This is a genomic window from Salmonella sp. WC3 (assembly GCF_042932255.1).
In the GTDB taxonomy this organism is placed as follows: domain Bacteria; phylum Pseudomonadota; class Gammaproteobacteria; order Enterobacterales; family Enterobacteriaceae; genus Salmonella; species Salmonella enterica.
In genome coordinates, this window is the sequence record NZ_CP170629.1 from 3,609,545 (window position 1) to 3,633,441 (window position 23,897).

28 protein-coding genes and 2 pseudogenes are annotated in these 23,897 nt (G+C 49.1%); 4 read left to right on the forward strand and 26 right to left on the reverse strand.

All coding sequences use genetic code 11. The features are described 5' to 3' along the window. Nucleotides 1–20 precede the first annotated feature (20 nt). Nucleotides 21–932 (forward strand): LysR family transcriptional regulator, encoded by a 912-nt coding sequence (locus tag ACFK9X_RS17605; RefSeq protein WP_151117179.1) that lies wholly within the window; start codon nucleotides 21–23, stop codon nucleotides 930–932. A 52-nt stretch (nucleotides 933–984) separates the two neighbouring features. Next, nucleotides 985–1,245 (forward strand): YfhL family 4Fe-4S dicluster ferredoxin, encoded by a 261-nt coding sequence (locus ACFK9X_RS17610; protein WP_001196291.1) that lies wholly within the window; start codon nucleotides 985–987, stop codon nucleotides 1,243–1,245. Nucleotides 1,246–1,356: 111 nt separating this feature from the next. On the opposite strand, the gene acpS is transcribed toward ACFK9X_RS17610, so the two are convergent. The 7 genes from acpS to lepA all read right to left on the reverse strand — a co-directional run bounded on the left by acpS (nucleotide 1,357) and on the right by lepA (nucleotide 7,866). Next, nucleotides 1,357–1,737, reverse strand: coding sequence for a holo-ACP synthase (gene acpS / locus ACFK9X_RS17615; RefSeq protein ID WP_000986043.1), 381 nt, complete (start codon nucleotides 1,735–1,737; stop codon nucleotides 1,357–1,359). Continuing rightward, nucleotides 1,737–2,468 carry a pyridoxine 5'-phosphate synthase gene (gene pdxJ / locus ACFK9X_RS17620; protein WP_000818964.1) on the reverse strand — a complete coding sequence of 244 codons (732 nt, stop codon included), beginning with the start codon at nucleotides 2,466–2,468 and terminating at the stop codon, nucleotides 1,737–1,739. Before pdxJ ends, acpS begins: the two co-directional genes overlap by 1 nt. Nucleotides 2,469–2,479: 11 nt before the next feature. Continuing rightward, on the reverse strand, nucleotides 2,480–3,208 hold the full coding sequence (gene recO / locus ACFK9X_RS17625) for a DNA repair protein RecO (protein ID WP_000399380.1): 729 nt from the start codon (nucleotides 3,206–3,208) through the stop codon (nucleotides 2,480–2,482). 11 nt (nucleotides 3,209–3,219) lie between these two features. After that, complete coding sequence (gene era, locus ACFK9X_RS17630) at nucleotides 3,220–4,125, reverse strand: GTPase Era (RefSeq protein ID WP_000102230.1); 906 nt, start codon at nucleotides 4,123–4,125, stop codon at nucleotides 3,220–3,222. Then, complete coding sequence (gene rnc / locus ACFK9X_RS17635) at nucleotides 4,122–4,802, reverse strand: ribonuclease III (protein ID WP_151117965.1); 681 nt, start codon at nucleotides 4,800–4,802, stop codon at nucleotides 4,122–4,124. The genes era and rnc overlap by 4 nt, the downstream gene beginning before the upstream one ends. A 273-nt stretch (nucleotides 4,803–5,075) precedes the next feature. Then, nucleotides 5,076–6,050, reverse strand: coding sequence for a signal peptidase I (gene lepB / locus ACFK9X_RS17640; protein ID WP_000002559.1), 975 nt, complete (start codon nucleotides 6,048–6,050; stop codon nucleotides 5,076–5,078). A 16-nt stretch (nucleotides 6,051–6,066) separates the two neighbouring features. Further along, nucleotides 6,067–7,866: a translation elongation factor 4 gene (gene lepA, locus ACFK9X_RS17645; RefSeq protein ID WP_151117181.1), complete on the reverse strand. Its 1,800-nt coding sequence runs from the start codon at nucleotides 7,864–7,866 to the stop codon at nucleotides 6,067–6,069. Nucleotides 7,867–8,270: 404 nt separating this feature from the next. Between lepA and gogB the strand changes: the two genes are divergently transcribed. Further along, entirely contained in the window at nucleotides 8,271–9,761 is a 1,491-nt protein-coding gene (gene gogB, locus ACFK9X_RS17650; protein WP_151117183.1) for a type III secretion effector GogB, read from the forward strand. Nucleotides 9,762–10,031: 270 nt separating this feature from the next. Here gogB and ACFK9X_RS17655 read toward each other — a convergent pair. The 10 genes and pseudogenes from ACFK9X_RS17655 to ACFK9X_RS17700 form a co-directional block, all read right to left on the reverse strand. Further along, nucleotides 10,032–10,190: pseudogene (locus ACFK9X_RS17655) on the reverse strand (hypothetical protein); the annotation flags it as partial. Nucleotides 10,191–10,590: 400 nt separating this feature from the next. Further along, nucleotides 10,591–10,998, reverse strand: a complete 408-nt coding sequence (locus tag ACFK9X_RS17660) for a tail fiber assembly protein (protein WP_079786509.1) — start codon at nucleotides 10,996–10,998, stop codon at nucleotides 10,591–10,593. Between the two features lie 6 nt (nucleotides 10,999–11,004). Further along, nucleotides 11,005–12,229: pseudogene (locus ACFK9X_RS17665) on the reverse strand (hypothetical protein). Beyond that, on the reverse strand, nucleotides 12,229–12,909 hold the full coding sequence (locus ACFK9X_RS17670; RefSeq protein ID WP_391025011.1) for a DUF2612 domain-containing protein: 681 nt from the start codon (nucleotides 12,907–12,909) through the stop codon (nucleotides 12,229–12,231). Before ACFK9X_RS17670 ends, ACFK9X_RS17665 begins: the two are co-directional and overlap by 1 nt. Next, the gene (locus tag ACFK9X_RS17675) at nucleotides 12,906–14,105 is read right to left on the reverse strand and encodes a baseplate J/gp47 family protein (protein WP_151117187.1); all 1,200 of its coding nucleotides are present in this window, start codon (nucleotides 14,103–14,105) and stop codon (nucleotides 12,906–12,908) included. Before ACFK9X_RS17675 ends, ACFK9X_RS17670 begins: the two co-directional genes overlap by 4 nt. Beyond that, entirely contained in the window at nucleotides 14,106–14,459 is a 354-nt protein-coding gene (locus ACFK9X_RS17680; protein ID WP_001270643.1) for a hypothetical protein, read from the reverse strand. It lies immediately after the preceding gene. After that, a complete protein-coding gene (locus tag ACFK9X_RS17685) occupies nucleotides 14,459–15,214 on the reverse strand; it encodes a Gp138 family membrane-puncturing spike protein (protein WP_151117188.1) in 756 nt (251 codons plus the stop codon). Before ACFK9X_RS17685 ends, ACFK9X_RS17680 begins: the two co-directional genes overlap by 1 nt. Nucleotides 15,215–15,277: 63 nt before the next feature. Continuing rightward, entirely contained in the window at nucleotides 15,278–16,024 is a 747-nt protein-coding gene (locus ACFK9X_RS17690; RefSeq protein ID WP_046597893.1) for a phage-like protein, read from the reverse strand. Nucleotides 16,025–16,095: 71 nt separating this feature from the next. Beyond that, the gene (locus ACFK9X_RS17695; protein ID WP_046597892.1) at nucleotides 16,096–16,656 is read right to left on the reverse strand and encodes a BRO family protein; all 561 of its coding nucleotides are present in this window, start codon (nucleotides 16,654–16,656) and stop codon (nucleotides 16,096–16,098) included. Between the two features lie 72 nt (nucleotides 16,657–16,728). After that, nucleotides 16,729–16,893 carry an Arc family DNA-binding protein gene (locus ACFK9X_RS17700; protein WP_077929530.1) on the reverse strand — a complete coding sequence of 55 codons (165 nt, stop codon included), beginning with the start codon at nucleotides 16,891–16,893 and terminating at the stop codon, nucleotides 16,729–16,731. A gap of 115 nt (nucleotides 16,894–17,008) precedes the next feature. Here ACFK9X_RS17700 and ACFK9X_RS17705 point away from each other — a divergent pair, with 115 nt between their 5' ends. Continuing rightward, complete coding sequence (locus ACFK9X_RS17705; RefSeq protein WP_052746205.1) at nucleotides 17,009–17,326, forward strand: Arc family DNA-binding protein; 318 nt, start codon at nucleotides 17,009–17,011, stop codon at nucleotides 17,324–17,326. Between the two features lie 6 nt (nucleotides 17,327–17,332). Here the strand turns inward: ACFK9X_RS17705 and ACFK9X_RS17710 are convergent, their stop codons facing one another. The 9 genes from ACFK9X_RS17710 to ACFK9X_RS17750 are packed head-to-tail and all read right to left on the reverse strand — an operon-like array spanning nucleotide 17,333 to nucleotide 23,896. Beyond that, nucleotides 17,333–17,668 carry a hypothetical protein gene (locus ACFK9X_RS17710; RefSeq protein WP_151117191.1) on the reverse strand — a complete coding sequence of 112 codons (336 nt, stop codon included), beginning with the start codon at nucleotides 17,666–17,668 and terminating at the stop codon, nucleotides 17,333–17,335. Next, on the reverse strand, nucleotides 17,665–18,696 hold the full coding sequence (locus tag ACFK9X_RS17715) for a hypothetical protein (RefSeq protein WP_151117193.1): 1,032 nt from the start codon (nucleotides 18,694–18,696) through the stop codon (nucleotides 17,665–17,667). The genes ACFK9X_RS17710 and ACFK9X_RS17715 overlap by 4 nt, the downstream gene beginning before the upstream one ends. 2 nt (nucleotides 18,697–18,698) lie before the next feature. After that, nucleotides 18,699–19,001 carry a phage baseplate plug protein gene (locus ACFK9X_RS17720; RefSeq protein WP_151117195.1) on the reverse strand — a complete coding sequence of 101 codons (303 nt, stop codon included), beginning with the start codon at nucleotides 18,999–19,001 and terminating at the stop codon, nucleotides 18,699–18,701. A 3-nt stretch (nucleotides 19,002–19,004) separates the two neighbouring features. Continuing rightward, on the reverse strand, nucleotides 19,005–19,655 hold the full coding sequence (locus ACFK9X_RS17725; protein WP_151117197.1) for a phage baseplate protein: 651 nt from the start codon (nucleotides 19,653–19,655) through the stop codon (nucleotides 19,005–19,007). Then, nucleotides 19,655–21,661, reverse strand: coding sequence for a lytic transglycosylase catalytic (locus ACFK9X_RS17730; protein WP_151117199.1), 2,007 nt, complete (start codon nucleotides 21,659–21,661; stop codon nucleotides 19,655–19,657). Before ACFK9X_RS17730 ends, ACFK9X_RS17725 begins: the two co-directional genes overlap by 1 nt. Then, nucleotides 21,651–21,815 carry a DUF6889 family protein gene (locus ACFK9X_RS17735; protein ID WP_023229521.1) on the reverse strand — a complete coding sequence of 55 codons (165 nt, stop codon included), beginning with the start codon at nucleotides 21,813–21,815 and terminating at the stop codon, nucleotides 21,651–21,653. The genes ACFK9X_RS17730 and ACFK9X_RS17735 overlap by 11 nt, the downstream gene beginning before the upstream one ends. A 23-nt stretch (nucleotides 21,816–21,838) precedes the next feature. Next, nucleotides 21,839–22,291, reverse strand: a complete 453-nt coding sequence (locus ACFK9X_RS17740; RefSeq protein ID WP_151117203.1) for a phage tail assembly chaperone — start codon at nucleotides 22,289–22,291, stop codon at nucleotides 21,839–21,841. A 3-nt stretch (nucleotides 22,292–22,294) separates the two neighbouring features. Beyond that, entirely contained in the window at nucleotides 22,295–22,738 is a 444-nt protein-coding gene (locus tag ACFK9X_RS17745) for a phage structural protein (protein WP_058112535.1), read from the reverse strand. Nucleotides 22,739–22,750: 12 nt separating this feature from the next. After that, a complete protein-coding gene (locus ACFK9X_RS17750; protein WP_151117206.1) occupies nucleotides 22,751–23,896 on the reverse strand; it encodes a DUF3383 family protein in 1,146 nt (381 codons plus the stop codon). Nucleotide 23,897 lies beyond the last annotated feature (1 nt).

The window sequence follows — 23,897 nt, forward strand, 5'->3', positions numbered from 1 at the left end:
TCGATTGGCATTAAATTTTAATGAATATCAAACAACTACACTCCTTCCTGATATTGTGTGATGAATTACATTATGGTCGGGCAGCCAGTCGCCTATTTATCACTCAGCCATCATTAAGTCAGCAAATCAAACAACTTGAGTCATCACTTAAAACAATATTATTTAAGCGAAAAGGCAGAGGAATTAAATTAACAAAAGCAGGCATTATTTTGCAACGACACGCTAACAAAATAATGCTGGATTTAAAAAATGCCGAAAATGAACTTCTTCCCTATCAGGATCAACAGCGCGATACTATTTCAATCGGGGTGTCAGGCAGCTACCTGGTCCTGCCCGCTTTTCGCAACTTTATGGCGCACCATCCGGAAATATCTTTAAATGTTAAAGAGTTCTCAACTGAGCAAACCATTAAAAAGCTGACGGATAGCGCCGTTGATATTGGCATTGTTTATCGAACAGCGCTCCCTGCCCAGCTAAGCTCGACCATGCTGTTTGAAGATGAAATTATCGCTGCAATCCCACTTTCTCATCCTCTGGCGACACGCGAACGTCTGCATCTAAAAGATTTAAACGACCAGCCCATTATCGTGCTTAATGACTCTCTGCTATTAAGAGGGATCATCACCACAGAATTTAATAACCGCAAAGTCGTTCCTAACGTCATCTGCGAACTGGATAACCACTACTCATGCCTTGAGTATGCCGAAGCGCAGATTGGCATCGCATTTATTACCCGCTCGCTAACCCATTTATCGACACCCAAAAATGTTCGCCTGGTTTCACTGGACATCCCCGCATTCTTTATTCCTGTCATGCTGGTGCACAGTAATGACCTTTCACTGGATAACGCAACCATCTGCCTGCTCAAGCAGATCAAAAATTTTTACACTGTAGATAACAAATCAGCGCCAGAAAAGAGCTGGCCCGAGTAGAAAATAGGCGTATAATGCCCGCCCGATTTGTGTTGTTTCTGAGAATTTCCTGATGGCGCTGTTAATCACCAAAAAATGTATCAATTGCGATATGTGCGAGCCGGAGTGCCCGAATGAGGCGATTTCAATGGGCGACAGCATTTATGAGATTAACAGCGACAAATGCACCGAGTGTGTAGGCCATTACGAAACGCCGACCTGTCAGAAAGTCTGCCCGATCCCCAATACGATTTTGCAGGATCCCGCCCATGTCGAAACCGAAGAACAGTTGTGGGATAAGTTTGTTCTGATGCATCACGCAGATAAATTGTAAGCGGGTTAACGCACTTCCAACGCAACAATGCCTGATGGCGCTATGCTTATCAGGCCGACAATATATCGGCCTGTAGGTCAGATAACGTGTTTACGCCGCCATCCGGCAAATCTAACTTTCCAGAATGACCGTAGCGCAGGCGTAATGGCGTTCATCGGCCAACGTGACATGCATGTGCGCCACACCGAGTTTTTCCGCCAGCGTTAACGCCTCGCCCCACAGCCGCAAACGTGGTTTTCCCAGCTCATCGTTAAACACTTCGAACTGATTAAACGCCAGACCGTTGCGGATGCCGGTGCCAAAAGCTTTCGCTGCCGCCTCTTTGACCGCAAAACGCTTGGCGAGAAAACGCACCGGCTGCTGATGCGTCTCCCAGATAGCCCACTCGTTGTCACTGAGCACACGCCTTGCCAGACGTTCGCCGGAACGGGAGATCACTGCCTCAATGCGGGCAATCTCTACAATATCCGTTCCCAGGCCGAGAATCGCCATTAGCCGCGCGCTTCCAGCATCAAACGTTTCATTTCAGCCACCGCCTCTTTCAGCCCCGTCATCACCGCCCGACCAATAATGGCATGACCGATATTGAGCTCGTGCATTTCCGGCAGTGCGGCAATAGCTTTGACGTTATGGTAGGTCAGGCCATGACCCGCATTTACTTTTAGCCCCAGACGGGCCGCCAGGGTCGCGGCGCTGGCAATACGCGCCAGCTCTTTTGCCTGTTCCGCATCGGTTTCTGCGTTGGCGTAGCAGCCGGTATGGATTTCGATAAACGGCGCGCCGACTTCCGCCGCCGCGTTGATTTGCGCTTCATCGGCATCGATAAAGAGCGAAACCTGGATGCCAGCCGCCGCCAGGCGCGCACAGGCATCACGCATTTTATCGCGCTGTCCGGCCACATCCAGGCCGCCTTCGGTGGTGACTTCCTGGCGTTTTTCCGGTACCAGACAACAGAAATGCGGCCTGGTTTCTACGGCGATCGCCAGCATCTCTTCGGTCACCGCCATCTCCAGATTCATACGCGTATGCAGCGTCTGACGCAGAATGCGCACATCGCGATCGGTAATGTGGCGACGATCTTCGCGCAGGTGTACGGTAATGCCGTCCGCGCCTGCCTGTTCAGCAATAAACGCCGCCTGTACCGGATCCGGATAGTCGGTGCCGCGCGCATTACGTAACGTGGCAATGTGGTCAATATTGACGCCTAACAGTAATTCAGCCATGACAATCCTCGTTAATCTTTCTTCGTTTTTACTGTGCGTTTGGGCATAAATTGCCGGAACAGCTCCCGGCTTTTTAACGGTTTTCCCCCAAGATACGGCTTTAATGCCATACGGGTAAAGCGTTTAGCGGCACGCAGAGTATCTACATCCGGAAATTCCCGCGCCTCCAGCGCTTTCAGGTGCCGTCCGGTAAAGGTGTTGTTATCGATGACGACGCTGGCGAAAAAGCCTTTTTCTTCGCGGTAACGGTAGGTCATGGTGTCATCCACCCGTTCGCCGCTGCCTGCACAGTGGGTGAAATTGACGCCATACCCCAGATGACCCAGCAACGCCAGTTCGAAACGTCGCAACGCCGGTTCAGGCGAGCCGGTGGTTCCCGCCAGCGCCTGAATACAGTTCAGATAATCAAAAAAGAGTTCGGAGAAGCGCGTTTCATATTCCAGTACGCGAGAGAGGAGTTCGTTGATGTACAGGCCGCTATAGAGCGTAATACCGCTTAACGGCAGCGCCAGAGAAACTGCCTCGGCGCTGCGCAGGGTTTTCACCTCGCCGCGTCCGCTGTAGCGTAGCAATAACGGCGTAAAAGGCTGTAACGCGCCTTTCAGATTGGAACGTTTAGATCGCGCGCCTTTGGCGACAAGGCGCACGCGCCCCGATTCTTCCGTGAAGACGTCCAGCATCAGGCTGGTTTCGCTCCAGGGGCGACTGTGCAAGACAAATGCGCGCTGCCACCCTTCCACGCTGTGTTAACTCACAGATCGTCTACGTAACCGAGACTGCGCAGAGCGCGTTCGTCATCGGCCCAGCCGGATTTCACTTTCACCCACAGTTCCAGGTGTACCGGCGCTTCAAACATCTCCTGCATGTCTTTACGCGCTTCAATACCAATGGTTTTGATTTTGGCGCCTTTGTTGCCAATCACCATCTTCTTCTGCCCTTCGCGCTCGACGAGGATCAGCCCGTTGATATCATAGCCGCCGCGTTCGTTGGTAACAAAACGTTCAATCTCAACGGTAACGGAATACGGCAGCTCGGCGCCGAGAAAACGCATCAGCTTTTCACGAATGATTTCAGACGCCATAAAGCGCTGAGAGCGATCGGTGATGTAATCTTCCGGGAAGTGATGAATCGCTTCCGGTAAATGTTTACGCACGATACCGGCAATGGTATCGACGTTCATACCCGTTTCAGCAGAGATCGGTACGATATCAAGAAAGTTCATCTGGCTTGCCAGGAACTGGAGGTGCGGCAGCAAATCGGCTTTTTCCTGCACGTTATCCACCTTGTTAACGGCGAGAATAACCGGCGCTTTGCCATCGCGCAGTTTGTTCAGGACCATTTCGTCGTCCGGCGTCCAACGGGTGCCTTCCACAACGAAAATCACCAGCTCAACGTCGCCAATCGAACTGCTCGCCGCCTTATTCATCAAACGGTTAATGGCGCGCTTTTCTTCCATATGCAGTCCCGGGGTATCGACATAAATTGCCTGATACGGGCCTTCGGTATGAATACCGACAATGCGGTGGCGCGTGGTCTGCGCTTTACGGGAAGTGATTGAAATCTTCTGCCCAAGCAGTTTGTTCAGCAAGGTGGATTTGCCAACGTTCGGACGTCCGACGATGGCAATAAATCCGCAGTAAGTTTTGTCAGTGCTCATTCCAACTCCAGTTTTTTCAGCGCCTGTTCGGCGGCAGCCTGCTCCGCCTTACGACGGCTGGAACCCGTGCCAACCACCGGTTCGCTCAGGCCGCTGACCTGGCAGTGGATAGTAAATTCCTGATCGTGCGCCTCGCCGCGTACCTGCACAACCAGGTAAGATGGCAGCGGCAGATGGCGACCCTGCAAATACTCCTGCAAGCGCGTTTTAGGATCTTTTTGTTTATCGCCCGGGCTTATCTCATCCAGACGGGTTTTATACCAGTTAAGGATTAACTGCTCGACGGTCTGGATATTGCTATCGAGAAATACTCCGCCGATTAACGCTTCCACGGTGTCCGCCAGAATGGACTCCCGACGAAATCCGCCGCTTTTTAATTCGCCCGGCCCTAAACGCAGGCACTCGCCTAAATCAAATTCACGGGCTAATTCCGCCAGCGTATTACTACGTACCAACGTGGCGCGCATACGGCTCATATCTCCCTCATCCACCCGTGGGAAACGGTGATAAAGCGCGTTAGCGATAACGAAGCTCAGGATTGAATCGCCTAAAAACTCCAGGCGTTCGTTATGTTTACTGCTGGCGCTGCGGTGAGTTAATGCCTGCTGCAACAGCTCCTGATGATTAAAAGTGTAGCCCAGCTTCCGTTGAAGCCGATTAATTACGATGGGGTTCATGCGATACCAATAAATGAATGCGTCAACAATCCAGCACACGAAACAGACCTGATACACGTTATCTGTCCTGCCGCATCGCTGCAGCGGAAAGAAGGTTGTCTATAACCAACGCTGTTTCGTGTGCCGTGGCGACCAAACGGCGCCAACCTAAAACTTCGGGGGAATATTCTATACACAACGACAGGGGATGTCGTTAGTCTGAGGGAATTTATCCAGGAAATAATTCACGCTGCCGCTAAAAAGACGGCAGCGTGAACGATCATTTCGTCACAGTTAGTGAATACCGCCGATACGACTCAGGCGTACGCCTGTCGGCCACTCCCCTTCCTGCTTGTCAAAGCTCATCCAGATAGCGACCGCTTTACCGACCAGATTCGCTTCCGGAACAAATCCCCAGTAACGGCTATCCGCGCTGTTATCGCGGTTGTCGCCCATCATGAAATATTGCCCCGGCGGTACAACCCAGGTCGCCAGCGGTTGTCCTGGCTGTTGGTAATACATGCCCAACTGATCCTGAGCTATCGGCACCATCAGGATGCGGTGGGTCACATCGCCTAACGTCTCTTTACGTTCGGTCAGGCGAATGCCGTTTTCTTTTGTCTCGTTTAGCGGAACCTCAAAGAAACCGCTGGTCGCTTCTCCGCCGTTACGGCGGGCAAAAGTCTGTACAAAATCGCTCGGCTCAACGTTAGAGTAGGTAACCGGCAGCGCATTTTCGCACGCCTGACCGGAGCTACAGCCAGGCTGAATCGTCACCTCTTTCGCAACCGGATCATAAGTGATTTTATCGCCCGGCAAACCGACGGCGCGTTTGATGTAATCTAACTTAGGATCTTCCGGATATTTAAATACCACAATATCCCCGCGCTTTGGATGACCGGTTTCAATCAGGGTTTTCTGGTAGATCGGATCTTTAATGCCGTAGGCAAATTTTTCCACCAGAATAAAATCGCCGATAAGCAGTGTCGGCATCATTGAGCCTGACGGGATCTGAAAGGGTTCATAAAGAAATGAACGAACGATCAGAACGATCGCCAGAACCGGGAAAACCGACGCCCCGGTCTCCAGCCAGCCCGGCTTAGGCGCCACTTTATTGAGCGTAGCGTTATCCAGCGCATCTCCCGACGCCGTTTGCGCGGCAGCCTGGCGCGCCCGACGTTTTGGCGCGAAAACAAACTTATCAACGCACCATAAAATGCCCGTCACCAGTGTGGCTATCACCAGAATCAGGGCAAACATGTTCGCCATGCCAACTCCTTAGGGATTATTTATTGTCTTTACCGACATGCAGAATGGCGAGGAACGCCTCCTGAGGCAGCTCGACGTTACCGATCTGCTTCATGCGTTTCTTACCTTCTTTCTGTTTCTGCAGCAGTTTTTTCTTACGACTGATATCACCGCCGTAGCACTTCGCCAGCACGTTTTTACGTAACTGTTTTACCGTCGAACGGGCAATAATATGCGTACCAATCGCCGCCTGAATCGCGATATCAAACTGCTGACGTGGGATCAAATCTTTCATCTTCTCCACCAGCTCGCGACCACGGCTTTGCGAGTTATCACGGTGCGTGATCAGCGCCAGCGCATCGACACGTTCGTTGTTGATTAACACATCAACACGCACCATGTCGGAAGCCTGGAAGCGCTTGAAGTTATAATCCAGAGACGCATAGCCGCGCGACGTTGATTTCAGACGGTCAAAGAAGTCGAGCACCACTTCCGCCATCGGGATTTCATAGGTCAACGCGACCTGGTTACCGTGATATACCATGTTAGTTTGTACGCCGCGTTTCTCAATACACAGCGTAATAACGTTACCTAAATAGGCTTGTGGTAACAGCATATGACACTCGGCGATAGGCTCGCGCAGTTCATAAATGTTATTCAACGGCGGCAGCTTGGAGGGGCTATCAACATAGATAGTCTCTTTCGCCGTTGTTTCTACTTCATACACCACGGTCGGCGCAGTGGTGATCAGATCCAGATCGTATTCGCGTTCCAGACGCTCCTGAATGATCTCCATGTGCAACAGGCCGAGGAAGCCGCAGCGGAAGCCAAAGCCCAGCGCCGAGGAGCTTTCCGGTTCATAAAACAGTGAGGCATCGTTCAGGCTCAGCTTGCCGAGCGCGTCGCGGAAACTTTCATAATCGTCGGAGCTGACCGGGAACAGACCTGCATAGACCTGCGGTTTCACCTTTTTAAAGCCCGGCAACGCTTTTTCCGCTGGGTTACGCGCTGAGGTTAAGGTATCGCCAACCGGCGCGCCGAGGATATCTTTAATGGCGCAGACCAGCCAGCCTACTTCGCCGCACTTCAGCTCGGTACGATCAACCTGTTTTGGCGTGAAGATCCCCAGGCGGTCAGCGTTGTAGGTCTGCCCGGTGCTCATCACTTTAATTTTGTCGCCTTTACGCATGGTGCCGTTTTTAATACGCACCAGCGATACCACGCCTAGGTAGTTATCGAACCAGGAGTCAATAATCAGCGCCTGCAGCGGGCCGTCCGGATCGCCTTGCGGCGGCGGGATATCGCGCACCAGGCGTTCCAGAACATCCGTCACGCCGATACCCGTTTTGGCGGAGCAGCGTACCGCGTCCGTCGCATCGATACCGACAATGTCTTCGATTTCTTCCGCCACACGCTCCGGATCGGCGGCCGGCAGGTCAATCTTGTTAAGCACCGGCACCACTTCAAGATCCATTTCCATCGCGGTGTAGCAGTTCGCCAACGTTTGCGCTTCTACGCCCTGGCCGGCATCCACCACCAGCAGCGCGCCCTCGCAGGCGGCTAACGAACGGGAAACTTCATAGGAAAAGTCAACGTGTCCCGGCGTGTCGATAAAGTTCAGTTGATAAGTTTCACCATCAGACGCTTTAAAATCCAGCGTCACACTCTGGGCTTTAATAGTAATACCGCGCTCACGCTCAAGATCCATCGAATCAAGTACCTGAGCTTCCATTTCACGGTCAGACAGGCCACCGCAGATTTGGATAATACGGTCAGACAGCGTCGATTTACCGTGGTCAATGTGAGCAATGATGGAGAAATTTATTATGTTCTTCATAAATATGAATTTTTTAACTCGCTATGCTGATAAATTTTTCTTGATGGACACAGCGGTGGACATTCCACAATAACTACCCCATCAACGACTGGCGTGCATATTACACTGTAGCTTTGAAATCGTCAGCATACGATCTGCTGATCAACATACGATGTTACATCACAATAGAGGTCTATACGATCTATAAACCTATAAACACGGTTACAGTCAGTCCTGACTAAACAGCAGCCGGCCTACCGCAGTCACGTTCTTGCAGACAACGTGACTGCGGTAATCCATCCCACCGGATTGTCTTCAAATTCTCCATGTTGCTGAATCGGCTAACAGCTTCTTAAACGATCGGTATTAGGCTAGGTTCTAAATCTTGCCTGAATGAAAATAAATGTAATAATGATAGCTTGGTATTGACATATAGATTGAAAAAGCGCATGAAAATAGGATTCCAACCAGCCATATTGCAATATGCATATACAAGTAACGAGGCGACATCAAACCTTGAGTTATTAAATAAATGGAGAATAGAATCCCCAGATATTGAGAAGGAGGAGCGTAATAGTATTTACGACAAAATAATAGCAGCAAATCATACCGGGAGCTTATCAATTACTGCTCATCATGTTACCTCTATTCCGGTATTTCCTGATAATTTATCCGAGTTGAATTTATCTTCATGCTATACACTGGAGTCTATTCCAAATCTTCCTGATGGGTTAAAAAGTTTAACTATATCTGGAAATCAGACCATTAAAATTTCATATTTCCCAGATAGCTTAGAGTCACTATCTATAGATATGCAGGCATATGAAGAAAATTATACTTTCCCCGCATTACCTTATGGATTAAAGAGTTTTACTGCGTGCTATGGTAAATTTTTGCCTCCCCTTCCTCCGCATCTATCTTCTTTGTCATTGCAAAATTTCCCTGAAATATTATGTGCTGAGTTACCATATAAATTAGATAAATTAGACTTACAAAATTGCCCTTTCTTGCCATTAATGAAAATGTTACCTGAGGGGTTAAAAGAACTAAGTATTGAACTTATACAAACAGTTCCCGGTACTGTTATAGATGATATTTTGCCTGATAAGCTAAAAAAATTAAGTATCAACTTTTGTGATAATATTAAACTTCCAGTTAAGCTTCCTGTTAATTTAAAGTCTATCAATTTATCCTCAAGGACCCCTATTGTATGGGAAATACCAACCTGCAATCTGCCTGCACATATAGATATTAGTACCGATGGTTATGTTAAGCTTAATCCTGAATTTCTTACCAGGAGTGATATTACCTTTAGTAACAAACCTGCAGGAGATGCGTTAAGTTTTCAGCCTGGAGATGTGGTTTATGGTTTATGTAAGGCAAGAGATCGAGTAAATACTTTAGTTAATTCGTTATATTATTTTTCAAAAAAAGATATTATTATTCAAAATACATTAACAGATGCGGTCTGGGACAGGAAGAATAGAGCCGTGTTTAATAAAGATGAGAAGATAGCAGAAAGATTGAATGATGTTCAGAGAGGGACTTTTTTTAGAGAATTTTTATCTCAACATAAAAAATACAATATTACCGAAGATAAATATTCAGACTTATCCAATGAGGAGTGCTGGATAAAAACAAGTAAAGCCGGTCTTGAATTCCAAACACGATTAAGGGAACGGTCAGTTATTTTTGTCATTGACAATTTAGTTGATGCTATAAGTGATATCGCAAATAAAACAGGAAAGCATGGTAATTCTATTACAGCACATGAGCTAAGATGGGTATATCGGAATCGACATGATGATCTGGTAAAACAAAATGTTAAATTTTTTCTTAATGGTGAGGCTATTTCACACGAAGATGTTTTTTCATTAGTTGGTTGGGATAAATATAAGCCTAAAAATGGAGTCTGATATTTAACGTATGATTCATAGAAATCGTTGACTTTAAAAATAAAATATGCAATTAATATATTTATATATAGAGCAGTCCTATTGGAGTTAAGAATATATACTACCCCTAACTCTAGACTACATGCCAACTTTACTTAGTATCATATTTTCTTGCTACATATCTGTTTGGCAAGGGTATGAATAAAAAAACAAGATTAATTTAATTGATATCGCAACAGATAAGCACTTGCATTTATCTTTAAACTTTTTTATGGTCAACCAGATTTTTCACCATCTGCGCACGTTTATTCGGGCATGCGTTGAAAACCTGCAAAAAAGAAAAATATCGATGCTTATTATTTTTTCTTTAAGTAAATTTTCGCTCAACAAACTTAATTGTTTATTCAATGACGATGAAGCGTGAACTATGCTGGAAATGAAGGAAGTCAACAGTAAGGATAGTCTGAATATTCACGGGTGATATTATGAGACATCGTATATTTTTCCCATTGCTTCTGGTGTTGTCGGCTACAGCCTTTTCGGCATCGGCGATGGCCGCCAGTGATACAAAACCCCCACCAGATAATACAAAATCCGCCTCCAGTGGACTGCCGCCAATACCCGCCCCATTTATTCGTCCCCCCTGGTGTGACAACTGGCCACCAGATATAGAAAAACCACCAGAGTGGTGTCAGATTTGTGGTTGTTAATTTTTTACAGAAGGCTGTAACAACCATATCAGTACTGATGGTATATCTGGTTATTATGCTTCATCAGTTCCTCCTGAACTGAATATTACTTCAGGCTGGTGTATTTTATTAATGCCAGCCTGTTTTTTCACAACGTCATATTACTGGTTTACAGGCACTTCCGGCCAGTCAGGCGCAGATGTATCCACCCGGTTTACCATTACGCTGTAGAGTTCCCATGCCTCCAGTCGCTTCTGCTCCTCATCAGTCGCGATACCACGCTTTACTGCACGCGCCAGTGGCGCAATAACTGACTCTGCCTCAGCAAGAAGTTCCGCTTTTCTGGCTTCAGCCTGTGCAACCAGCTCTTCAGGTGTATATTCGCGATGCTCAACCAGTACCGGGCCTCCTTTCCTGTGTTCAATATATTTTCCGTCCACCTGGCCCTGCATAAGCTCTCGGTAATGCTCATCTGTCAGGGGAATTAAATCGTCAGGGTAATTATCGGATTCGGTATCCGGTTGCCAGAAAAAACCTTTTTCTTTAAAGCTGTAATAATATTCGCTCATTGATATTTATCTCCCAATCGCAAACCAGGCTACAGGAAAATTATTGACCAGATTGGCCATTCCTGATGACTTGGTGGCGGCAAAAAACTGACTGTTGCTCACCGGGTATCCGAATGCGTTATCCACCTGGGTGCCCTGAGCGTTGGTATTGGTTACAAAAACGGCAAAGCAACCAACAGGGAAAGCGCGCGGGAAATTGTAGGTTCCGTTTGAGTTACCAAGTGTTCCCCACTGCATTATAAATCCCGTGCTGTCGTCCAGAATCCAGCCCCAGTCCTGAATGCTGCCGGTATTTTTACGGGCGAAAGTCTGGTTAACATAATCAATGGTGGCGCGGGTGTTGATGTTGTTGTCACGAATTGCCAGTTCACTATTGATCCAGTCAATCGTTCCACGGGTATTTAGCTGATTAGTAATCCAGATACTCAGCCAGTTATTCCCCCACACGGAACTAAAAATGTCCCCATTAGTGGTCATGCGCGCATTATCGAAATGAATATCAGTGAGCATGTGTAATCCGTTACCATTGATATAACCCACTTTGGCACCGTTACAGTAAATATCCAGTACGCCATCCGCGCTGCCGATAAATCCACTGTCACTGTCACCGATATTTATACACGGTGTGCTGCCGTCAAAAACGCCGGTTCCGATATTGCCAATACTCACGCGTTTTGTTGGGTTAAGCGTTTCCTTCATGCCGAGGTGTTCAATAAATGAGGCTTTATCGGGAATATCGCCGCCGTTCTGCGATTTTTGCAGGGCGCCAGCTGCTTGCTTTGCTGTTTCTCCCAAACCGAGGTATGTGAGAATATCCGCAATGCTGGCTTTTCCGATGATGTCGCGCCCAACAGAAGTAAGATCTGTCTGTCCGGCTGTATCATCCCCCGTAAAATACGGGAGTTTATCTGCACCGGTAGCCAGACCAGCGAGCGCCGTTAGCGTGGCATCAAGAGTCTGAAAATCCTTACCGAACGCAGCGGACATTTTGGCGATAAAGCCGCTCAGGTCACCATCATCGAGTACATCCCTGTCCGCTCTTGCTGGCTGTGTACTGTGCCAGTGCTGCAGCGATGAAGCTCGCCTGACGCAGCGCTTTATTTACCTGTGCACTGGATGCCTTTCCCGCAGTAAAACCAGACAGGAGCGCCGGCAGCGCTTCCCAGTCAGGCTGTGATGTAACATTAGCACCCTTACCCGTCGCAAACGGTTTAAAATCATTTTTAGCCATCAGAGTAATGTCCCCCATGAACCGGCATCAAACCCGCTGATATATTCGTTATCCATATCAAACCCAAAAAACCTGTTTCCTTCAGAAGGCGTTTCCACCGAAGGTATTTCAATACTTCCGCCCCATACACCAGCGGCCTTTACCGTCAGATACCCTTGTCGTATAGCAGCAATAAGTTCGAGAGAGACCGATGAAATATCTGTTTCAGGAAAAACCCAGATACCTATGGTCATATCCTGGTTATCGACGATCTGCATCTTCAGACCGGCCCCGTCCAGTGCGGCGTCAAGAATGGGAGGCAGGGAGTCGTTTCTTCCGTCCCAGTTGTTAATTGCTATCTTCGTTTTTAGAACGATGCGATAGGTTTCATCGCTCAGCGAGGTATAACCCGAATCCGGATCATATGGCCCCTGCCAGACGCCCTGGTCATATCCAAGTCCGTCAGTGTCCCAACTGAAATAGACACCGCTTATTGGCTGGCTTACAACCCGGCTTAACCCTATCCACTGGCCGAGAATATCGAGTTGTATTCCTGTCGCATAATCAATATCAAAAGCGCTTATTAGCCCATTTATTGCGGCTGAGATTTCAGCTAACGGCCTGGTCACTAAATCGATGTGTTCAACGAATTTAGGTTTTGTCGCATGATAGTTAATAATTAAGTCCGTATATTTGCTCATGCTGCCACCGTAATAATAATATTTTCCGGCTTACAGGAGGCAGATTCGTCGTAAGCAATATTAATATTCGCCGCAGCAACAGCTTCCGGAGATTTGCCGATCAGCAGCTCCTGAATATCGTAATAGCGTGCATTTCCACCACTGACGACCCCAAGGTTAGCAGGAGAATAAATCCGGCTCAGCAGTACCTGATCACCAATCATCAGTCTGTTAATGTAATCCGCAACAGCCTGCTGAATCTGCACACCTATCTGAGAGGTGTACCCGGCAAAAACTTTTAAGGTGATTTTTCCGTAAACAGGGACATCAGTTGGTCGCGAAAAACTGATTATGTGAGGATTGCCATATTTATCCGGTACGGTTACGGATGTTTTCCCCCAGGTCCGGACCCCCTGCCCTTTATTTCCCCGGATGGTTCTGGCTATTTCGGTCACATCACCACCATCAACAATGGCCGAGATGGAATGCGGAGGAAGCCCGTTACCGTCAGTCTTTCCTGTATCATTTTCATAGAGCTTGTGGCGCGTCACACCAGCAATATTAGCGATCGCCCCGTCCACACCTTCAAATGGTGTGATGGATGGTATCGCGACACTCTGCCCCTGCCTGATGCGCAGTTCTGCGTCCGTTTCTGCAGGTGCGCCAACGGTGGCCGCTGCCGGGTTGGCTACTGACGTCCAGCCACGGGTCGGTGTATTGATAGTGGTAATCGCCCCGGCAGGAGCTGCAACCGCTCCGCTTTTGGAACAAATTGCAGTTGCCGTCACGGTGCCATCAACACCAATCACCACTGAAGCAGGAAGACGCCATATCACATTATTAGTGTCTTTCACGGTGCCGTTCGTAATGGTTGTTCCTGCGGTGCCAGTGAGCAGTAAATCCACGGTAGAGTTCGTTGCACCTTTGCGCGCGATACCGTTAATTTTTACGTTACTGGTCAGCGCTGCGCCGTAACCCGTAGCAGGTGAGAAGCAGTTATAGACGGAAATGGCTGTGTTATTGGCATCGTGAATAGCAAGCGCCACCAGCGCCACCATCTGGCCGTCTTTGCTGTCCGGCTCCAGATAAGCGTCACTACCATAAATCTGCTGGAAATAGCTCGTCAGGGTATCGAGTATCGTCTGGCAATCAGGCGCACTGATCCCCTCAGCGGTTACCGTTGCCGATAAGCCGAGTGTGTCCAAATTGAGGGCCATTTATGCCTCGCTGGTTACTGTCGTTGTTCCGTAGATAGTGTCGATTTCAGCGAAGAACTGGACGCGGCGCGTCGTCGTGTTCACTGTGGTATTGAAAGAGAGGATGGATTTCACGCCCCGCGTTTCGAGGATGCGCTTGCGGATCGCCAGATTGTAGGTTTCCGGCTTTTGCTTACCGAGCACAGACTGAATCCATGGTGTTCCCTCTGTCTTATCGAGGAACCACTGCCCGTACCACAATGCGAATCGTGTTTTTACCGCCTGCGCGACAGCTTCTGGCGAGTTAATCAGCCAGGTGTCATCACCACTACCAAAAGTGTAATCACCTTCTCCGTCTTCACGTCTGTACCGCATTAGTTAGGCGCTCCTGTATTACCACCGCCAGTCTGTACCCCGCCGTGGGTATGCGTCATCAGGCTCTTACCGCCAGCCGTTACATCGTTTGTCACCGTGACAGGACCGAGCATCGTTGCGCTACCGCCGCCCTCCCCCATCCCCTGCGACAGATTGCCGTTAATGGTTACGTCACCGTTTAGCGTAATGGTGGGTGATGTGATCGTGGTTCCGCCTTCTGCAGTAGCCGTCAGCGCGCCGGGGGTTTTAACAGTAACGTTATGGCCTGCGGCCACTTCCACAAAAGCAGCCCCATCCTCGGTACGCAATTGCGCGGCGCTGGTGCTGATTCCGCTTATTTTCTGCGCCTGAGACTGCGGCCCTACGATACAGAACGCATCCGATAAATCATGCACCCGATCGTCGACAGGCTCCTGTACCCCGCCGTTCTGCCAGCAGAAATCGATGCAGCGATCGGCAAAAATCACCAGACATTCATCACCAGCTTTAACCGGGAACGTTAGCGTGCAGCCACCGCCGCGAGGAAATACCACGGGCACATCCACCAGCAGTGGTAATGTCGTCGACTGGCTAACGCCATTCGAATCCGGCTCATAGCCTTTGATAGCGGGTTGAACAACTGCGGTTACGGTGTCGGGATCAAATGACTGGACGATGCCAGGCATTGAAACTCGCAACGCAGACATGATAGAGCTGGCAAGCCTTGTATCAGCCTGTTCTTTACTGCCGAGTTGAGAGGAAAGTGAAACTGGCATATTTTCTCCAGACATAAAAAAACCCGCTCGACGGCGGGCTTGGTATTAATTATCTGTTAGTAATTAAGCTACATCAGCACCATGAATAAGATGGCGTAAGGCTTTTACGCCCTCAGCGTTATAGCGAAACGCTTCGACCTGCTTACTGGAGTGCGCGGATTTATCAAGGAAGAACTTGCCGTACTGCTCAGTTTTAAGGTTGTTTGCGTTAGCGATGCGACCGATTTTATTGGCGCTGACACCTATTTTCTCACCCGCTTCCGCTGCGGTGTAGTAATGCTCTTCAATCACCGGCAAGGGGATCGCGTCATAACCGATAATCGGATTAATCAGCGAAGCCGCCAGCGTCTGGTGGGACATAGGGTCAAGACGGGGCAGCATCACCATCAACTCACGAGCGGATGCGATATTTTTTTCCAGCGCCAGCGCTTTCAACTGTTCGGCCTTTGCAAGACGGTATTCAGGAAGACCGGAATTACTTTGCGCAGGAATCTGGATGGTTTGCATATCTTCCAGTTTATCGACCAGTGAGCGACGCACCGCTTTTGATTCACGAGCGGCCACTCGAAGGGCTTGCTTAATTGACATAACAACTTTTTCAGAGGTTGTTTTGTTTGCTTTTTGAACTACGAAAATTTCGTAGTGCTCACCTTCAAGCTCATCCTTAATGCGTCCAATAAAGTCGTTGTTGCGGACTTCTTTTTCACCGCACTGTTTACGAGCCTGATTTACCATCTCAAGCAGGTACTGGCTATCAATGGTTTTATCCGTGACAACAGATCCGAGGTTTGCTACATTCTTAGAAGTCATTCGACATTCCTTATATGATGATAGGGTTTGTGACATAGGCCGCCAGCAGCAACTGGCGGTTTTTCTTTTTGCTACGATAAAACCTGTATTGCCCCCATTATTCCTTTTGCTACCTCATCTCTTGGGGCCACTATCCATCCCTTCTTCCTGAAATAGCTGACAAATGCATCAAATGACATGACTACCTGATCTTTATTCAATGGGTACGTATTGATGACGTCCCCTTTGGTATCAAGGTAAAGCATTACCCTCTGATGAAATTTGGTTGGTAGACGATCGCTCCCTGCGGAACCCACTTCCCGATCTAGGATATCCAGAACCCAGCGGCGGAATTCTTTGGCTACTGGAGTATTGGCGAACATGGAGATAAGGTGAGCACCGCGAAGGGAGAAAACGCGTACCGGAATATCTACCGCCCCAGTTTTCCTAACGACACTCATTTTGAGGGTCGTTGACATGCTTTCTGTAAACTCGTCGTGATATCGGCTATAAATCTGAGTTACTGCATCTGATTTTTTGTAACCCAATGCCTTAGCTAATTCTGATGAGGTAAGCCAGATTTGATTTTCATGGCTTACCTGGTTAAAAGTGACGTTGTGGAATGTGAGTTCATTTTTCTGTACACTGTTCATGTCGATATTTCCTAGCCTGGAATCATTTGACACCGAAGCCCTGACTGTTCGAGCAGTTGGGGCTTCACTGTTTTACACCTGCAATAAACCATCTTCTTTCAAACTCCGTTCGATGCGCTTAATCACCTCGCTATTCAGTGAACGCCCCTCCTCTTTAGCTGCTTTCTTAATAATCTCTTTCAGTTGCTCAGGGAATCGAATCCCTGTTGGTGCGATATTACGTGCGTTTTCCATCATCCCTCCAATATATTGGCTACATCATGTAGCCATCAATAAAATACTACATCATGTAGCTATCATGTCAAATGAATTTTAACTACATTATGAAGCTAGTTTTGTGCGAGGAATCACTATGAAAGGTGCAAGCTTGATCGCCCCATTCGGTCTGCGCATGCCGGAAGAGCTAAAAGAGAAAATTGCAGAGCGAGCAAAATCTAATGGGCGCTCCATGAACGCCGAGATTGTTCAAATACTTGAAGACACTGTGACGTGCGAGCAATTACTTGATGGATTTATGCTGGATGATGCAAAACGATCCGGCGGAGTTCAGTCTCTCAGCAAAAATGAACTTGAAGAAATGATGGAGAGAATTGTCAGGAAAGCATTGAGTGAATTTACACTATCTCTAATTGATCAAGGCGGTAGTGTCGAAGGCAAAAAGCCCACCTGAGTGGGCTCACTTCACCTTCCGGCAGTCATACGTCCAGAACTCTCGCGGCTCGTCCATATTTTTGCGGATAACTTCAACGTTGAGGATCGGCTTGCCATTTCTGGCCACAAAGTCCATCCCTAACCAACGTCCATTACCCGGAACCATCCATTGGATGTTCACATTGTCATAATCCCCTTTTTGTTTGAGAAAGGTGATTTTCTGTGTCTCCGGTTTCTGTCCATCAATCCTTGCAAGTCCGTCTTGCGCTTTCCAGTTGATCGTGAATGGTCCGCACCCGGTATCAGCAAAGGAAGTGAAGGAGATACAAACAAGTAAAGCTGCCAACAATAGTCTTTTCATGTGTATTTCGCCGCATCAATCCCTTTCGAGTTAAGCAATTCTTTGCCACCTTTAGCCAGGCAAAGCAGGTCCATATACCACGCCTGCCCGCGAGTGTCGCCAGTATAATCGATGCTGCCCACAATGTAATCACCATCAGTATTAATGCTGGCAGGCTGTGACATGCCGGGCAGGCCGTTAACGTAGAGATTACCGTCGCTTTCCGATTCATCCAGCCGTGCTGGCGATTGCGCTATCTGGTCATTACTCAAAGAGGCCCGGTAGACAGATGCCTGATCCAGACGAATAAGCCCCCCCAGCTTAATGTTTGGATTAATCAGGCATCTGACGTTTACGCCTGCACCCATTGTTTGCTGAGGCATACCGATTAGCCCTGTATTGGCATTCAGCACCGTAGCGACACCGATATAGTTATCTTCCGGCACAATGTTGACCTGATTATTCTCATACCACCAGTTAGCGTTACACTGTCCGGCGATATGATTCATCAGCCTGGCTGTGCTCTGATAGACAACCCGCCCACGGGGGAAGACCATCTCAGGCATGTCAGGAACTGCACCTGATTCGATACCATAAGGCCCGAATGATTTCATGCCAAGGCTGAAAAGATCACTGTACTTCCATCCGGCAGCCACTGTGGTTTTCACACTGGCGTTCAGGTGGCCTTCCCAACTGTCGATACACTGCAACATAATCCAACTGTCTGTCGCATTATCTTTCCCGGTGACAGTGAAACGGATATCTCCGTTGAATATCATACCAACGTTTTCATCGGGATAATTACCCGTTGCATCCGGTTGTCCCTTATATCCGGCTATAACCTGTATACGCGAGAATTCCTTCTGCATAATCCGGTTCTGAGTGGTAGGGGACAGGTTATAAACCTTAAAATTTCCAACGAATCCATTAAATATGGTCGCAGGCATTTTCTGAATATTGAAAGTGACTTTAAGCTCAGAAATTTTTATCCCGTCGCCCTTATCGTCAACCAGCAATAATTCAAAGTGACGCATCCAGTTTTTTGACATTGTTACTCCGTGAAGACATAGAGGTGTGAGAACGTTCCGAGATCGAATTGCGTCGGGTTTTCCTGCCCTGCCACATCGCAGAGTACCACCAGCGAAAACCCGAGATTCATATATCGATACTGCGCCAGCAGGTCAGCCCCCGTAATCATCGGCATACCTGAGATAATGGCGGAACCATTGCTGTCAGCAAGATCCAGAACCCAGTACTCTCCGCGCCAGATGACATACAGGTGATAAACCGTACCGTTAATTGTGGTGGCAAAAGTCTGATTATCAGCGACCAGTGGGATTTCTACGGCCTCCATGAATCACCTTCCCAGAAATAAATTGCTCAGATACCCATCGACAGTGGTGACACCTTTTTGCGCCATCTGTGGCAGCGATTTCAGAATGGAATTATTCGGCGGTACCGTGGTTTTGGTACCTGTATTCTGCACAGCAGACGTCCCTACTCCCTCGGTCATATTGTTTTTCGAGGCAACCCTGATTGACTGCGTGGAGGTAATAATCACCTCCCTGAGGGTAAGGGTCGCCAGAAGCACATTCTCACTACTCTTGTCAGTCGTCACCGCCAGCGTTTTTATCAACATATTGTTGTAAATACGCTTGCCGGTTGTTACATCGAAAGGAATACGATCCCGCTGCAGGTTAAGCAGCTCCTGATACAGTTCTTTCGGGCTCAGCCCCAGTGAAAGACCAATAGCGGAAGTATCAGCAAAATCAAGCAGCGATCCGCCTCCGGAAAATCCGGTTTCCATCACAACTTCTGAAGGTCGCCTGAATGCGTGTTCTGATATGTAACCAGCGCCCTCACCACTGGCACCAGCATTCGTGGGTTGTTCAACCGGATGTTCCGTAATTTCCAGAGCGTCAGTATGCTTTTCGGTAATAACCACATCAGGAATAATTATTCCTATCGAGCGGGTTCGCTGCTGCAGCAAAACAGATAAAAAATCCATTACGCAGGTCCTTTCAATTGCTGTACCGCCCTGGCATTCACAGCACCCTGCTTGTCAGCGATCAGGTTAGCCGCCTCCTGAGGGTTGTTCACGCCGTGGACATTTATAACAGTCTGCTGGTTGAGGCTGCCGCCAGCGGCCTGATACGCCAGCGGGCTGTTCCAGTTTGAATACCCTTCTTTGCGCGCCATCGACTGCATCAGCGCGGCCATAGTTTCCGGGTTGGCGAGGTTCAATACAGTGTTCGGTGAAACGCCCATCCATTTTGCAACATCCTGCGCATACTTTTTCGGGTCGTTGTTGTCACCAGCCGGCGCCCAGGTACTGACAATATCCTGAATGGTCTGTAATGCCCGCCCGGTTGTTTTCCCTGTAAAGTAGCGCATAAGCTGGTTTTTCATCGCCTCCCAGCCCTGAAGGGCGGACTCGAAGAACCGGAAGCCGTTACCGCCCACCGGGCGAATGTTACCGGGGTTATTGTTGCGATCTGCAAGAGTGCCGCCACCGGGGATATCTGGCTGGATGTTGGAACCATACACTACGCCGTTACTCTGTCCCTGCCGGATAACTTTACCGGGTCCCCCGTGCAGCCAGTCCATCCACGCAGGCCATTCACGAACCTCACTGACATCCCTGCGTCCGATATCTGTTTTTATACCGATAGCGGTTAGCGTGTCGCCGATAATTCGCTTCGTATAACTCAGTGAAGATTTTGCGCTATCGGCAATATTCTCTCTGTCGCTGACAATATAGCCTGCGTAAAGCCCCCACAATTTTAGCCAGGGTGGGATCGGAAGACCGGAAATTTTCCCGAAAGCACCAAGAACTTTGGATACCCAGACACCAGCGATAAACGTTCCGAGGATTTCGAGCGATTTTTGCCAGCCGCCTACGCTATCCTTAAGTTCGAGCAGGTGATCACGGAGCCAGACCATCGCATCCTTCGCTTTGTCTATCGCTGGCTGCCATTTTTCCCAGTCAATAAGACTGTTACCGCCTTCTTTCCATGTTTTGTAGTCCTCCCACAAGAGACCGAGCGCCACGATCAGGCCAGTAATCAGCCCTACAGGTGACATCCAGAAAGTAGAGTTAAGTATCCGCATGGCGACAACCAGACCACCGATAACCTCTATCAGGGTTTTCGTTTCTTTATCCAGTTTTCCCCACCAGTCGATAATATCCCCTACACCTTCAACAATTCGAAACGCCACGCGACCGACGATATCCCCCAGCCAAAGAATCCCCTTCACAATCTTTGTGATAGTGGTTTCAATTTTGGGGAAATTTTCGAGTATGCGTTTGCGAAGATTATCAATCGAACCAGCCATTCCTTCAACAAGGTTGGAACCGATTTTGTCTCGGGCCATACCCGCCATTTCACCGAATGCCTTCAGTGAAGTCATAAACCGATTTGACGACACAGCGGCCTGATCCGCATTGAAGCCAATCGCCTTTGTCATTTCAGAATACTGAGCGCTGAATTGCCCGATCCCGCGACGCATCGCCATAAGGGTATTTTCATCAATGCCCAGCATCTGCGCATACTGGTTAGCCCGGTAATACGGCATGCTGCTGAGCTTCTGACCTACACCCGTAAAAATGGCGGCCATATCGCGCATATTCCCGCTGGCATCACGGGTCTGTACACCCAAGCGGTTCAGAAAGCCTTCCGCGCCGGGATTATTACGCACAAACCGGGAGAGGCTTTCCAGCGAAGTCCGCGCCGCGTCCACACTACCGCCCACCTGCGAAACTGCGTAGCCAATCGACTGAATCCCCTGAACCGTCGCGCCGGTGCGTTGAGATGCCCAGTAGAGATTATCCAGACCGGAGGCAATTTTCGCCGTAAACGCAACAACGGACAGCGCCGCACCTTCCACCGCCAGCCCTGTTTTTATGGCATTTGCGGTGACGCCAGCAAGAACAGATTCAAATTTCTCGTATCCGGCTTCATCAATACCAAAGCCAAGGGAGACCAGAAAATCTTTAATAGTCTCAGCGTTCATTATCCTCTCTCCATTTCTCAATACGGCGCTGGTTGTCAGCCTTAACGGCCAGATGGTCATTCATCAGCGCGATATCGCACAGATCGACAGACCCATCCTTCAGCGCGTAATAAGGGATTAACCCGGCATCAACCGGATCGAGGAGATAAGACAGCCCGTCAGGCAGGCTGTTAAGGATTAATCCTGAGACTGCCCCGGCGTCGCGCTGGTAGGGTTCACGGGCAAAAAATTTCCCAGAGAATCGGCGACCACCCGCGCCACCAGCTGGAGCATGGTCAACAGGTCGATATCGTCAAACATCAACTGACCGCTGTTAAATACCGGGGTCCATCCACCCATATGTTTGCGTGACACCACAGCCAGGCAAGGATGAATAATCGCGTTGGTGTCTTCTTCGGTCAGGGAAGACAGTTCCTCAGCGATGCGCGGAAGCAGGTTTTCAAACACCGGCTTAAGCGCATCAAACTTAGCGCTGTCGATTTTGCCATCCGCAGGCAGAAGGGAGCGAATGCTCCCGAAATCTGACATCATGCCCGCCAGTACCGGCAGCAATTTACGGGTGACTTTCAGCTGGTCAAAAACGCTGAGTTTCGCCACGCGATAATCGTGGCCTTTGACTGAACATTCCATCTGTTAAAACTCTCCGAGTACCTGGTCGATTTTGCCGCAGTCAAATACCCAGGGCATCGTATTACCGGCTTTAGCGTTGGCGTTATCCGGCTGTTTCTGGAACGCCACACTGCGCGCCGTGATGATGTCTCCGCTCACCTTATTTCGGATCACAATGACGTTGTTTCCCCAGGTACCTGAGGACTGACTCTGTGCGTTATACGCCAGCGACAGTTTTTTGTTTGTCGGCGAGGTCTTCAGCAGATTGACAGTTACCGTACCGCTTTTATCCGCGTGCAGGCTGTGCATCACTTCGCCGTCAGCACCGATGGTCATGGTGTTTTTGGGGCCGCCCATTGCAACGGTGATCCCCTCCTCTGAACTGGCGGAACCGTAGCCCAGGTCAATCTCGCCAGTCGGGCCGGAGAGGGACGCCGTGACGTCCATAAAACTGTAAGTTGAACCCATATTTATTTCCCCTTAGCGAACGACGTTGATCTGAACATCAGCGAAATGCACTGCGCCAGCCAGCTTACAGGCCACCTGAATAACCGGTGCCTTACGTGCTTCGCGGTCTGCCTGCGCCTGCTCGGAAATCGGCTGCGCGTAGACGTAATACCCTTTTGTCAGCGTATCGCCGGAATCCAGTTGCCCGATTGGGCCACCGTTCCAGACGCCGGCAGCCACCAGCCCGTTCGTCACGGACTGATCCATAGACTGCTCAACATTGGACAGAAGACGTGTAACACCCGCATCGGTCTGAGGCACTTTGGTTGTACTGGTGTACAGCAGGTTATACAGGTTGGTCTGAACGTAGTTCTGCAGCCAGTCGAGCCCGTGGCGCTCATCAAAGAAATCACCGCTGGACATGACGCCCTGCTGCAGGATTGCCGTATCGTTCTGGTAATACACAAACACGTTGCATTTTTTGGCATCCAGCGCCGCCGCCTGATCAGTCGTCAGAGTTTCGTAAGTGATCCCCGGCTCCTGTTTAAATTTCAGGGTAATGGTGGTATTGCTGCCGTTGAAATTCACCGTAAACGCGCGGCCAAATGCAGACAGCGCAGCGTACTTGCTGCTGGAGGAATACTGTAGGAACGTGCGCCTGTATTTTGCCGCCTTCAGCTTGTAGGCCAGATCCCCGGTTGAAGTGGCGTCAACGGTGGCGGGATCGCTGGTGGTAATTGCCAGAATGCGGCTGACGCCCGAAGCTTCTACGGCTGCAGCAACTTTCAGCCAGTCGTCATCTGCAATATCCTCTTTGTCTGCAATACCGAGACCATACCAGTTGGTGTAGCCCATTACGGCGTTAACCGCATCCATCAGATTTTCAGCAGCACCCGCCTCACCCGTTGCCAGTGTCTTAGCCCAGCGACCTACATATACTTCTTTAGGGCGTGGTGATTGCGAGAAATAGACTGTTGCTGCTTCATATTCGGGGCTGTCCACGCCGAAATCAGATCCGATGTCCTCCTTTGAGGAGTAGAGGCAAAGACGCTCTTTCACCGGAATTACCGTGGATGTCCCGAGAATAAGCAGTGAACCAAAATTTCGACCAGTAGCCGCGCGCGGCCCAATGATCACGTCGACATTAACGACGTTTGATACAGGTAATCCCTGCAGCATA